Annotated in this window: 10 protein-coding genes; 6 read left to right on the forward strand and 4 right to left on the reverse strand. The window is 69.6% G+C overall.

Translation table 11 applies throughout. The features are described from left to right. The first annotated feature begins 43 nt into the window (after positions 1-43). From gndA to ACFX43_RS19745, 4 genes are all read left to right on the forward strand, one after another. On the forward strand, positions 44-1501 hold the full coding sequence (gndA, locus tag ACFX43_RS19730) for an NADP-dependent phosphogluconate dehydrogenase (protein WP_378833055.1): 1458 nt from the start codon (positions 44-46) through the stop codon (positions 1499-1501). A 69-nt stretch (positions 1502-1570) separates the two neighbouring features. Further along, positions 1571-2326, forward strand: a complete 756-nt coding sequence (locus ACFX43_RS19735; protein ID WP_378833060.1) for a class I SAM-dependent methyltransferase — start codon at positions 1571-1573, stop codon at positions 2324-2326. Positions 2327-2403: 77 nt separating this feature from the next. After that, positions 2404-2850, forward strand: coding sequence for a MarR family winged helix-turn-helix transcriptional regulator (locus ACFX43_RS19740; RefSeq protein ID WP_378833067.1), 447 nt, complete (start codon positions 2404-2406; stop codon positions 2848-2850). Positions 2851-2874: 24 nt separating this feature from the next. Then, positions 2875-5184: an MFS transporter gene (locus tag ACFX43_RS19745; RefSeq protein ID WP_378833072.1), complete on the forward strand. Its 2310-nt coding sequence runs from the start codon at positions 2875-2877 to the stop codon at positions 5182-5184. Positions 5185-6759: 1575 nt separating this feature from the next. Here ACFX43_RS19745 and ACFX43_RS19750 read toward each other — a convergent pair. From ACFX43_RS19750 to ACFX43_RS19765, 4 genes are all read right to left on the reverse strand, one after another. Then, the gene (locus ACFX43_RS19750; RefSeq protein WP_378833083.1) at positions 6760-7698 is read right to left on the reverse strand and encodes an ATP-binding cassette domain-containing protein; all 939 of its coding nucleotides are present in this window, start codon (positions 7696-7698) and stop codon (positions 6760-6762) included. A gap of 55 nt (positions 7699-7753) precedes the next feature. Next, positions 7754-8425, reverse strand: a complete 672-nt coding sequence (locus ACFX43_RS19755) for a TetR family transcriptional regulator (RefSeq protein ID WP_378833088.1) — start codon at positions 8423-8425, stop codon at positions 7754-7756. Positions 8426-8510: 85 nt separating this feature from the next. Beyond that, entirely contained in the window at positions 8511-9413 is a 903-nt protein-coding gene (locus ACFX43_RS19760) for a hypothetical protein (protein ID WP_378833093.1), read from the reverse strand. Positions 9414-9513: 100 nt separating this feature from the next. Beyond that, entirely contained in the window at positions 9514-11025 is a 1512-nt protein-coding gene (locus ACFX43_RS19765; protein WP_378833101.1) for a carboxyl transferase domain-containing protein, read from the reverse strand. A gap of 106 nt (positions 11026-11131) precedes the next feature. Between ACFX43_RS19765 and ACFX43_RS19770 the strand changes: the two genes are divergently transcribed. Continuing rightward, positions 11132-12256, forward strand: coding sequence for an LLM class flavin-dependent oxidoreductase (locus ACFX43_RS19770; protein ID WP_378833106.1), 1125 nt, complete (start codon positions 11132-11134; stop codon positions 12254-12256). Between the two features lie 350 nt (positions 12257-12606). After that, a complete protein-coding gene (locus ACFX43_RS19775; protein WP_350718554.1) occupies positions 12607-13062 on the forward strand; it encodes an HNH endonuclease in 456 nt (151 codons plus the stop codon). Positions 13063-13161 lie beyond the last annotated feature (99 nt).

Below are 13161 nucleotides of genomic sequence, written 5' to 3' on the forward strand. Positions count from 1 at the left end.
CGAGCAGAGTTGAATGGCATCACCGACTCAGCAGAGGAGCACGATGCCGAACAACGACAATGGCCGCGCGAACATCGGCGTGGTGGGCCTGGCCGTGATGGGGTCCAACCTGGCCCGCAACCTCGCCTCTCGCGAGGGCAACACGGTGGCGGTCTACAACCGCACCTACGCCCGCACCGAGGAGCTCATCACCGAGCACCCGGAGGCCGGCTTCCTCGCCTCCGAGACGATCGACGACTTCGTGGCGACCCTGACCAAGCCGCGTACGGCGATCATCATGGTCCAGGCGGGCAAGGGCACCGACGCGGTGATCGAGCAGCTGGGCGAGCGGTTCGATCCGGGCGACATCATCGTCGACGGCGGCAACGCCAACTTCAACGACACCATCCGCCGCGAGCGCGAGCTGCGTGAGCGTGGCCTGAACTTCGTCGGCACCGGCATCTCCGGCGGCGAAGAGGGTGCGCTCAACGGGCCCTCGATCATGCCCGGCGGCTCGGCAGAGGCCTGGACGACGCTCGGCCCGATCCTGAAGAGCATCGCCGCGGTGGCCGAGGGCGAGCCGTGCGTGACCCATGTCGGCACCGACGGCGCCGGCCACTTCGTGAAGATGGTCCACAACGGCATCGAGTACGCCGACATGCAGCTGATCGCGGAGGCCTACGACCTCCTCCGGCGGGTGGGCGGGCTCTCCGTGGAGCAGCTCGTCGACGTCTTCAAGGACTGGAACACCGGCGACCTGGAGTCCTACCTGATCGAGATCTCCGCGGAGGTGCTCGCCCAGAAGGACGCCGAGACCGGCCAGCCGCTCGTGGACGTGATCCTCGACGAGGCCGGTTCGAAGGGCACCGGCGTCTGGACGGTGCAGAACGCCCTCGGCCTCGGCATCCCGGTCTCCGGCATCGGCGAGGCCGTCTTCGCCCGGGCGGTCTCCTCCAAGCCGGCCCAGCGCAGCGCGATGCGGGCCTCGGTGACCAACCGCCCGAAGGCGCCCGAGGTCCCCGACACGTTCGTCGACGACGTACGCGCGGCTCTCTACGCCTCGAAGGTGGTCGCCTACGCACAGGGGTTCGACCTGATCGTGGCCGGGGCGAAGGAGTACGGCTGGGACATCGACCTCGGTGCGCTCGCCAAGATCTGGCGGGCGGGCTGCATCATCCGGGCCCGCTTCCTCAACCGGATCGTCGACGCCTACGCCACCAAGCCCGACCTGGAGACGCTGCTGGTCGACCCCTACTTCGCCGACGCGGTCGCGTCCGGCGAGGAGGCGTGGCGACGCGTCGTCGGTATCGCGGCTGCCTCCGGCGTACCCGCACCGGGGTTCTCCTCGGCGCTCGCCTACTTCGACTCGCTCGCCGCCGACCGGCTTCCGGCCGCACTCATCCAGGGTCAGCGGGACTTCTTCGGCGCCCACACCTACAAGCGCACCGACAAGGACGGCACCTTCCACACGCTGTGGTCCGACGACCGCTCGGAGATCCCGACGACGCCCTCGACGCACTAGGACACCAGGCATCTGGAGATACCGAACTTAGGGCTGTCGGCGTCGCCGACGGCCGACCTAGCCTGAAGCATGGGGTTCGACGTCACCGCGGAGAGGTACGCCCGTTTCATGGGCCGCTACGCCGAACCCCTCGCACCACACTTCGCCGAGTTCGCCCGGGTCAGCATGGGCCAGCGGGTGCTCGACGTCGGCTGCGGGCCGGGCACGCTCACCCGTCAGCTCGTGACGCTCACCGAGGCCCACCTGGTGGCTGCCGTCGACCCCTCGCCGCCCTTCATCGAGGCGGTCGCACGGCAGCTGGCCAGAGTCGACGTGCACACCGGCGTGGCCGAGGCGCTCCCCTTCGCCGACAACTGGTTCGACGCCTCACTGGCCCAGCTCGTCGTGCACTTCATGACCGACCCAGAGGCCGGCATCAAGGAGATGGTCCGGGTCACCCGGCCCGGCGGCACCGTCGCGGCGTGCGTGTGGGACGGCGACACCGGTGCCGTCGCGCCGTTCTGGGCCTGCGTGCACGAGATCGACCCGGAGGCCGAGGACGAGGCCTTTCTCGCCGGCTCCCGGCTGGGTGACCTGGAGAAGCTGTTCAAGAAGGTCGGCCTCCGCAAGGTCGAGCCCAGCGGCCTGGTCGTCCGCGTCACGCACCCCACGTTCGAGGACTGGTGGGACCCGTACACCTTCGGTGTCGGGCCTGCGGGCGACTACGTGCAGTCCCTCGACGACGCCGGGCGCACCGCGCTCGAGGAGGTCGCTCGACGCCGGTTCGGCAACGGCCCGTTCACCGTGACCGCGACGGCCTGGGCGGCCCGCGGCACCGTCGCCTAGCAACACGCCGGGTCCTGCCGGATTTGCATTGGACCCCTATCCTCCATATGGTTGTAAAAGTCAACCAACTTGGAGGGATGATGATCGGGCACGCGACGTACCAGGAGCTGATCCATCAGCTCAGCGAGGTCGGAGCCGTACGGAAGGGCCTCGTACGCAGGCTTCCGCCCGAGCTGTCGGCCGGCTCCGCGGGGGTGCTGACGATGCTGCGCCGACACGGCGACATGACCATGAGCGAGCTCACCGAGCTGCTCGCCGTGGACATCTCGGTGACCAGCCGACACGTGGCGTGCGTCGCCGACCAGGGCTGGATCGAGCGCTCCCCCAACCCGGCCGACGGACGCTCCCGCATCCTCCGTCTCACCGACGCCGGGCGCGACCTGCTCGACAACGCATCCCACCAGCTCACCGACCTCATCGCAGACCGGCTCAGCGGCTGGGACGAGAGCGACGTACATGAACTCGTACGGCTCGTCACCAAGCTCCGCGACAGCCTCGGCCACTGCGGCACCACCAGCAACTAGGCAGCACCACCAGAAAGGAAGTCCATGGCAACGACGACAGCCGAGCGGACTCACGCCGGTCCACCGGGAGGCCCGTCCGAGGGCTCACCCACCTCGCACGGTCAGATGTCTCACCGCGAGATCATGGAGGCGCTCTCGGGCCTGCTGCTCGGCATGTTCGTGGCGATGATCTCCTCCACGATCGTCTCCAACGCTCTGCCCGAGATCATCGCCGACATCGGCGGCGGGCAGTCGGCCTACACCTGGGTGGTCACCGCCTCCCTGCTGACCATGACGGCCACCACCCCCTTGTGGGGCAAGATGTCCGACCTGTTCAGCAAGAAGCTGCTCATGCAGATCGCACTGGTCCTCTTCGTGGCGGCCTCAGCCGTCGCAGGCCTCGCCCAGAACCCGGGTCAGCTCATCGCCGCCCGGGCGGTCCAGGGCATCGGCATGGGCGGTCTGACCGCTCTGGCCCAGGTCATCATGGCGGCGATGATCTCTCCGCGTGAGCGTGGCCGCTACTCGGGATACCTCGGCGCCGTCTTCGCCGTCGCCACCGTCGGCGGCCCGCTGATCGGCGGGGTCATCACCGACGCCGACTCGCTCGGCTGGCGCTGGTGCTTCTACGTCGGCATCCCGTTCGCGGTCATCGCCTTCATCGTGCTGCAGAAGACCCTGCACCTGCCCGTCATCAAGCGCGACGGCGTCAAGGTCGACTGGGCCGGTGCGTTCTTCATGGCCGCAGGCGTCTGCCTGCTGCTCGTCTGGGTCACCTTCGCCGGCGACAAGTACGACTGGGCGTCCTGGGAGACCGCGGCAATGGTCGGCGGCTCCGTGCTGCTCCTGCTGATCTTCGTCCTCGTCGAGTCGAAGGCCGCCGAGCCGATCATCCCGCTGCGGCTCTTCGCCAACCGGACGATCACGCTCTCCTCGCTGGCCTCGCTCTTCGTCGGCGTGGCGATGTTCGCCGGCACGATCTTCTTCAGCCAGTACTTCCAGCTGGCCCGCGGCGAGTCGCCGACGATGGCCGGGGTGATGACGATCCCGATGATCGCGGGGCTGTTCCTCTCCTCGACCGTCTCCGGTCAGGTCATCACCCGCACCGGGAAGTGGAAGGCCTGGCTCGTCGTCGGCGCCGTCCTCATCGTCGGTGGGCTGGGCCTGCTCGGCACGATCCGCTACGACACCGAGTACTGGCACGTCGCCGTCTTCATGGCGGTCCTCGGCCTCGGCGTCGGCATGACGATGCAGAACCTGGTCCTCTCCACCCAGAACCAGGTCGCACCCGCCGACCTCGGTGCGGCCAGCTCCATGGTGACGTTCTTCCGCAGCCTCGGCGGTGCGATGGGCGTCTCCGCGCTCGGCGCGCTGATGGCTCACCGGGTCACCGACTACGTCCAGGACGGCCTCGCCGACCTCGGTCCGCGCTACGCCGCGCTGGCCCAGGGCACCTCGGGCGAGATCCCGGACATGGACAAGGTCCCCGAGCCGCTGCGGTCGGTGCTGGAGAGTGCGTACGGGCACGGCATCGCCGACATCTTCCTGGTCGCCGCGGGGGCAGCCGTCATCGCGCTGCTGTTCGTGGTGTTCATCAAGGAGGTTCCGCTGAAGACCAAGGGCGGGATCGCCCAGGCCGCCGCGGAGGCTGCCGAGGTCGACCGGCCCGCAGCGGTCGCCGAGGCCGTCGCCGGGGTGCCCGAGCAGCACGCCGCCGCTCCCGCGCCGGTCGCCAACGGGATCGCGCTGCACGGCTTCGTCCGCGGCTCCGGAAGCATTCCGATCCCGCACGCCGCGGTCACGCTGATCTCGCTGTCCGGGCGCCAGCTCGGCCGCTCGGTCGCCCACGCCGACGGCTCCTACGCGGTGGACGCGCCCGGGTCGGGGACGTACGTCCTGATCGCCTCGGCCGACGGCTTCCAGCCGCAGGCCTCCACGGTGGTCGTGGGTGGTGAGCCGGTGGCGTACGACCTCCTGCTCAGCGGCACCACGGGCCTGAAGGGCATCGTGCGCGGCGGCGAGGACGGCGCGCCGATCAAGGACGCGATGGTGATCGTGACCGACGTACGCGGCGACCTGCTCTCCACCGGCACCACCGTCGCGGACGGCACGTTCTTCATCGACGAGCTGGTCCCGGGACCGGCGACGGTCGCGGTCAACGCCGAGGGCTACCGCCCGCGCGCGGTGCCGATCGAGATCGGCGCCACCGGGCTGACCCGGATCGAGGTGGAGATGGTCACCGGCGCTCGCCTGACCGGTGTCGTCAAGGCGGCCTTCGGGCCCCTCGCCGACGCCCGGGTCACGCTGGTCGACGCGGCCGGCAACGTGNCAGCAGGACGAGCGCGACGGCGCTGAGGCCGATCATGTGCGAGGCCTCGATGGGCTCCTGCGGGTAGCGGCCGACCCACCAGAAGGGGGAGATGCCGGCGACCGAGTCCGGGAGGTCGAACAGCGGACCGAACATCCCGGTGATGCATGTGAACGCGAAGAGCGCCCAGATGACCGGCGTGATCTTCGGGACCCAGGCGTACAGCGCCGCGGTGAGGGTCATGAAGACCGCGATGGCAGGCAGGAACGCCGCGCCGCCCTTCAGGAAGGTCCCCAGCTCGACCTCACCGTTGACCAGGGCTCCTGCCCACAGCGCGAGGGCACCCGAGATCATGGTCAGGACGAACGCGCCGACCGCCACGACCGCGAGGTGTGAGGCGAACCAGCGACCGCGTGAGACCGGCTTGGCGAGCGTGATCTCGAGGCGGCCTTCGGTCTCCTCCGACTTGGCCCGCAGGGTGGTGGCGATCGCGTACCCGGCGGCGGCCAGCGCGGCGTACAGGATCATGATCGCCAGGAACCCGGTGAGCGGGTCGTCGCCGAACATCTTGGCAGCCTCGGGGTTGGACGCGGCCATGTCGGCGACCATGTCCTCGACCCCTTCGCCGAGGTAGGTGCCGGTCGCCCCGAACATCACGAACGTGCCGAGAAACCACCAGAACAGGGCCGTACGCTGCTGGCGCCACGCCATCGCCACGGGCGACGCGAGCATCCCGGGCGCCTCGGCCCGGCCGGAGCGGCCGGCGAGCAGCGCCCCGTCGAAGTCGCGCTTGGAGGCCAGGAAGGCACCGACAGCGAGCAGCACGAGGACCGCCACGACGCTCAGCGCCAGCGGCCACCAGCGCAGGTCGACGTACGCCCTCATCTGCTGTGTCCACGCGATCGGCGAGAGCCACGAGAGCCAGGTGCCGTGCTCGCCGGGTCCGGCCTGCAGGTCCCCGATGCCGCGCACCAGCACCGCGACCCCCAGTACCGCGAGGGCGAGACCGGTGGCGCCTCGGCCGTGCGTGGTCAGCTGCGAGGTGACCAGGGCGACCGCGGCGAAGACCAGGCCGCTGACGGCGATCGCCGTCGACATCGCGAAGGTGTCCTCGACCGCGAGGTCACCCCCGGAGATGAGCAGAGCGCTCCCGAGCGCGGCGAAGACGACGTTCACGATGACCACCGTCAGCAGTGAGGCCGCGACCGCCGCGTGCCGCCCCACCGCACCGGACCGGACCAGCTCCGCCCGTCCGCTCTCCTCCTCGGCGCGGGTGTTGCGGACGACCTCGAACATGTTCATGACCCCGAGCAGAGCGATCATCCACAGGGTCATCTCGTTGGCGAACATGGCGCCGATCGTGTAGTCGTCGAGTCCGTAGTTGGGCCCGCCGAGGAACACCGACGCTGGCTGCTGCATCAGGTCGGCGCGTCCCTGCCGGTCTTCGGCCGTCGGGTAGACGGCGCTGAGCGCGGTGACGAAGTAGGCGTACAGCGCGAGCAGCGAGACGGTCCAGACGGTCAGTCGCACCCTGTCGCGCCGCAGCATGAACCGGGTCAGATGCCAGGTGCCGGCGAAGGAGGTCAGTGGCGTACGCCGGGGGAGGGCCGGAGCGAGCGTGCTCATCGCGCCTCCTCCGTCTCGATGACGTCGCCGTAGTGCCGCATGAAGAGCTCCTCGAGCGACGGCGGCGTGATGGTCAGGCCACGTACGTCGAGCTCGGTGAGCGTCTTGAGTACGTCGCCGACGGCGTGGTTGTCCACGTCGAAGGCGACCCGGGTCCCGGCGCCGTTCTGGCTGGTCACGAGGTCGTTGACGGCCTGCAGCCCGCTCAGCGCCGACGGGTCGCCGCCGACGGTGGCGACGACGGAGGAGCGGGTCAGGTGGCGCAGCTCGTCGAGCGTGCCGGACTCGACGGCGACCCCGGCCCGGATGATCGTGACGGTGTCGCAGACCTTCTCGACCTCGCTGAGGATGTGGCTGGAGAGCAGCACCGACGAGCCCCCGGCCTTGGCCTCCCGGGCGTACTCGGTGAAGACGGCCTCCATCAACGGGTCGAGACCGGAGGTCGGCTCGTCGAAGATGTAGAGCTCGGACTCGTCGAGGAACGCCGCGACCAGGGCGACCTTCTGGCGGTTGCCCTTGGAGTAGGTGCGCGCCTTCTTGGTCGGGTCGAGCTGGAACCGCTCCAGCAGGTCGGCCCGACGTGCCTTGCGCTTGGCCTTGTCGCCGCCCGGCTTGAGACGGGTGAGGTAGTCGATGCACTCGCCACCGGTGAGGTTGGGCCACAGCGACACGTCGCCGGGGACGTACGAGATCCGCTTGTGCAGCTCGACGGCGTCGCTCCAGACGTCACCGCCGAACAGCTTTGCGGTGCCGGCGTCGGCGCGCAGCAGCCCGAGCAGGACTTTGATGGTGGTGGACTTGCCGGCGCCATTGGGGCCGAGGAAGCCGGCCACCTGGCCGTGCTGGACGGTCAGGTCGAGGCCGTCGAGGGCCTTGAAGGAACCGAAGGACTTGTGCAGGCCCGCGATCTCGACCGCGGGGATGTTGTCGGACATGGGAACTCGCTTCCGCGTTGGGAGGGTTGGAGGACGTACGCCGACGGGCCTGGCGTCATTCAGACGGGGGCTCCGTGGCGGCGTCCTGCGGCGGGTCCGGGACGTAGAGCAGGTATTCGTCGAGCATCCGGCGGTTGGTGAAGAAGCCCTCGGAGTAGAGCTCGAGCATCGGGAGGTAGCTGGTCATCAGGAAGCCGCGCACGAGCCCGCTGATGTCGCTGGGGTCCTCTTGCGGGTTGAGGGTGAGCTCGAGCATGAGCGTGCCGAGTGCGGAGAGCACCAGGTAGCGCGCTCGTGCCGCCTCGTCCAGGCTCGGTTTGACCAGGCCGGCGTCGACGCCGTGCTTGGTGTAGCCGATGGCGTCCTCGACCATCTGCTCGATGAAGCTGCGGCCGACGGGACCGCCGTCCTGCAGGGAGCGGAGGACGTAGCCGAGCAGTGGTGCGTACTCATCTGTCGCCGCGAACCGGTGCAGGATGCTCTGTCCAGCGGCCAGCTCGTCGATCGACTCGTTCTTGGCCTTACGGATCTCGGCGAGCACCTGCTCGTCGCACTCGGCGTGGAGCTCGTCCTTGGAGCCGAAGTGGTGGATGACCAGGGCTGGACTGACCCCGGCGTCGGTGGCGATCGAACGGATCGAGGCCCCGAAGCCGTCCCGCGCGAACCGAAGCACCGCCGCGTCGCGGATTCGCTCGCGGGTAGTGGAGTCGGCAGGGGCTGAACGCATGTTCAATGCTAAACACGCGTTCAGTCGGAGCGCAAGGGGTAAAAGGCGCCGTGATACCCCGGCGCGTGGCGGCCGATCAGCGACCTCAGTCGGTGGTCCAGGCGAAGTCGACGGCGATCGGGAAGTGGTCGGAGAGCATCAGGCCGGTGCCGTCCTCGCGGAAGTCGGCATCCAGATTGCGGTAAGAGGTCGCGCTCAGGTCGACCCCGTCGCCGTCCCGGTAGAGCACCTTGTCGACGACCTCGCACTCCACGCCCGGGACCACCTGCGGACACCCCAGCGCAGGGCTGCCGCGGTCGGGCTCGTCCCCGTTGCGTACGAGCTCGACCCAGGCGTCGGTGAGGCCGTTGGCGGCGGCGAAGTCGGAGATCCGGTCGCCCTCGGTGGTGTAGCGGGTGTTGGTGTCACCCATGACGAGGACGGCGTTGTCGGCGGAGTGCTCGGAGATGTACGCCGTCAGCTGCTCTAGGTTGCCGCGGCGCGCGGCTTCGTCCAGGCGGTCGTCGCCGGCGTCGGCGTGCAGGTTGTAGACGTCGATCCAGGTGTCCGGAGCGATCTGCGCGCGGTGGAAGGTGAACCCCTTCGGGGTCAGGCAGTCGGCCTGATTGATCCAGCAACGGTTCCAGGTGACGCGGTCGAGCGCCTCGTACGGATGGTGGTGCAGGCTGTTCAGACCGCTCCCGAACGGCACGCCGCCCGAGGTCGGGGTGCGGTGGACGTGCACGTCGGTCTCGTAGAGGTAGGCGTGGTAGTTGAAGTCCTCCTGGACGTTGACGATGTCGAACTCGTCGATCCGCCGGCCGATCTCGTTGGTGGCGGACTTGCGCGGGGTCGGCGCGCTGGAGAGGAACTCCGGGAGGCCGGCGATGTTGTAGGTCAGGGCGCTGAAGCTGCCCTCGGCCGCCTGCGCCGGGGCGCCGAGGAGGGGAAGAGCCGCAGCGAGCGAGGTCGTGGCGGCTAGGGCGAGGAGACGCTTGATCTGAGGCACGAGAAACTCCGATCGAGTGTGGGGGCGAGGGGCTCGCGGGGAGCCCATCCCATCGTGGCGGAGTTCGTGGTGCGTGTCCGAAGATCTCCCGCGTACGTCCTCAGCCCGCGTAGCGTGCGGCCCGAGCGGTCGGTTCGCCCGGCCCGGAGGCGAGCAGCGCGAGCAGCTCGCCCTCGAGGACTCCTCCGACCCGGCGGCAGAACGTCTCCGGCTCGTCGGCGGCGTCGGGGGACTCTGCGACGATCCGGTCGACCACGCCGATCTGCTGGAGGTCGACGGCGAGGACGCGCTGGGCCTCGGCCATCTCGGCGGCGTGGTCGGAGTCGCCGTACACGATCGCGCTCGCGCCCTCCGGCGGAAGCGGGGAGAGCCAGGCGTGCTGGGCGGCGACCACCCGGTCGGCGGGGAGGAATGCGAGCGCGCCACCGCCGTTGCCCTCGCCCAGCATCAGGCTCAGTGTCGGGGTCTCGACATTGACGAGCGTGCCCAATGTACGCGCGATCTCGCCGGCGATGCCGCCGTTCTCCGCCTCCGCCGACAGCGCGGCACCGGGGGTGTCGATGACGGTGACGACGGGGAGCCCGAGCCCGGCGGCGAGCTTCATCCCGCGCTGCGCCTCGCGCAGGCCCTCCGGCCCGAGCGGCTGGTGTGCCTGCTCGCGGCGGTCCTGGGCCAGCACCAGGCACGGCGCTGAACCGAACCGCGCCAGCGCGATGATCAGGCCCGGGTCCCGCTCGCCCTGCCCGGTGCCGTTGAGGGGTACGACGTCCGAGGCCGCGATCCGGAGCAGCGCCCGTGCCCCCGGCCGGTCCGCGCGCCGGGACCGCGTGATCGCATCCCAGGTGTCGACCGCCGAGAAGTCGGCCCCGTCGGCCGAAGCGTCACGGGCTGACCTCTCGGCCGACGCGAGCGACGTCTCGGCCGACGTGGGTGGCTTCTCGGGGCGGAGATCGAGGATGGTCAGGACGCGGTCGACGAGCCCGGCGAGCTCGTCGGGAGGTACGACGCCGTCGACGAGGCCGTGGGCGAAGAGGTTCTCCGCGACCTGGACGCCGGAAGGGAAGGGGCGGCCGTTGAGCACCTCATAGACCTTCGGCCCCAGGAACCCGAGGAGTGCTGCGGGCTCGGCGACGGTGACGTGTCCCAGTGATCCCCACGAGGCCATCACGCCGCCGGTGGTGGGGTGGCGCAGGTAGACGAGGTAGGGGAGACCGGCGGCCTTGTGACGGGTGACCGCCTCGGCGATACGCACCATCTGCACGAACGCCGGAGTACCCTCCTGCATCCGGGTCCCGCCGGAGGCCGGGCCGGCCAGCAGCGGCAGCCCCTCGCGGGTCGCACGCTCCACGGCCGCGATCAGCCGCTCGGCCGACGCGCGCCCGATCGACCCGGCCAGGAACCGGAACTCGGAGAGCACCACGGCCACCCGGCGCCCGGCGATCCGGGCCTCGCCGGTGACCACCGACTCGTCGGTCCCGGCCCGCTCCCGGGCGCGCACCAGGTCGGCGGCGTACGCCTCGGGGACCTCGCCGTGGACGGGCGGGATGTCCCAGGACGTCCAGGTGCCGGGGTCGAGGACGAGGTCGATCAGCTCAGCGGAGGTCAGGCCCATGGATCGGACGATACCCAGGAATTGGCTCAGTGGCTGAGCCTGTCCCGAGGATCGACATCAAATGCGTTAGTCTATTAATTCAATAAACAATTTGAAGGAGTCTGGAATGAGCGCCCCCACGAACCCCGAGCTCCTCTGGTATCTGCCCAACTTCGTCGAGACCGGCCACCGTGGCGACACCGCGTCGCCGGAGGACGGCTACGGCACCCTCGACTACCAGGTCGGCCTGGCCGAGGCGGTCGAGAAGGCCGGCTGGGCCGGTGCCCTGCTCGGCACCAGCTGGGGGAGGCCGGACACCTTCACCGTCGCGACGGCCCTGGCCGCGCGCACCACGACCTTCGAGCCGCTCATCGCGATCCGCCCGGGCTACTGGCGCCCAGCCAACTTCGCCACCTCGGCCGCCACCCTCGACCGGCTCAGCCGCGGCCGCGTGCGGGTCAACATCGTCTCCGGCCAGGACGACCTGGCCGCCTACGGCGACCGCGAGGACTCACGCGCGGCCCGCTACGCGCGGACCAAGGAGTTCATGCGACTGGTGCGGCGGCTGTGGACCGAGGAGAACGTCACCTTCGACGGCGACCACTTCCAGGTCGCCGGCTCCACCATCACCCCGCGTCCGTACGCCACCGAGGACCGCCCGCACCCCAGGCTCTACTTCGGCGGCGCGTCCCCGGAGGCCGAGGCGGTGGCCGCCACCGAGGCCGACGTACAGCTCTTCTGGGGCGAGCCGCTGGACGGCATCGCCGAGCGGGTCGAGCGCCTGCAAGGCCTGGAGCAGTCGCTGGGCCGCGACCTCGCGCCACTCGAGTTCGGGCTGAGGATCACCACCCTGATCCGCGACACTCGCGAGGAGGCCTGGTGCGACGCGGAGGAGAAGGTGCGCCGGATGGCCGACTCCGTCGGAGACCGCGAGTTCCGCCGCGGTCGGTCAGCGGTCGGGCAGAGCCGCCTCCTCGACCTCGCCGACCGTGGCGACGTGCTCGACGAGTGCCTCTACACCGCTCCTGGGAAGTACGGCGGCGGCGGCGCCGGAACCACCTGGCTGGTCGGCTCCGCGGACGACGTCGCCGCCGCGCTGAGCCGCTACCAGGAGCTCGGCGTGACCCACTTCGTCCTCTCGGACACGCCCTACCGGACCGAGGTCACCCGGGTCGGCGAGGCGCTGATCCCGAGGCTCCGAGATGCGGGCCGGGCTGCGCTAACGGGCCCAAACGGCGTACGTCGGGCGTAGTTAACCGGAAAGACACGGTCCTGACCTGCGAAAACCGTTGGTAGGAGGAGGGTGTTCGCTCTATCCTGGAAGCACCCGGTCTCACCACCGGGTCAAATTCACCTGACCAATTGAAGGGCCCACGCATGAGCACGCAGCACTCGACCACCGCCCCGGCGGCCTGGTCGCTGACCGCTGCGCACGAGCGCGACCCTCATGCCCGCGGGAGCCGACAGTGACCTGGGTGCATAGCTGCACCGGATCACTCCGGGCCGCTCCTGCGAGACATGTCTGTCTCGTCGGGGCGGCCCTTTTGTTTCTGTCCGATCTGCATGCGATCTCTATCCGACTCTCCTGGGAGGTAACCGAGTATGACCACGACCATGGGCGCCGTGACCCTGTATAACGCCTCCTTCGAGCCGCTCGGAAGGGTGTCGTTCAAGCACGCCGTGCGGATGCTGTTCCGTGAGGTGGCAGTGGTTCACGAGCAACAGGGCGACAAGATGATCGGGCCACATCCATGGCCCAAGGCGGTGCGGCTGGTCCGCTACATCGCCATGCATTGGATGTATCGGCCGGCTGGCTACTCCCGCGAGGGAGTGCTCAAGCGCGACCAGCATCGTTGTGCCTACTGCGGCGGCCACGCCCGCACCATCGACCACCTGCTGCCACAGTCACGCGGCGGCAGATGGACGTGGATGAACACCGTGGCGGCATGCGGCAAGTGCAACGGCCGCAAGGGCAACCGCACCCCCGAGGAGGCCCACATGGTTCTCCGCATCGAGCCGTACGTCCCGACCCGTGCCCAGCTTGCCGCCATCATCTGACCCACCGAAAGGTCAGTTTCTGGTGCCGAACGCTCCGGAAGCCGAGGTCTCGGTGGCAGAAACTGACCCTTGGGCGTCAGAATGTGACCTCTCGGCGAG

The organism is Nocardioides sp. YIM B13467, from assembly GCF_042788075.1.
Classification (GTDB): domain Bacteria; phylum Actinomycetota; class Actinomycetes; order Propionibacteriales; family Nocardioidaceae; genus Nocardioides.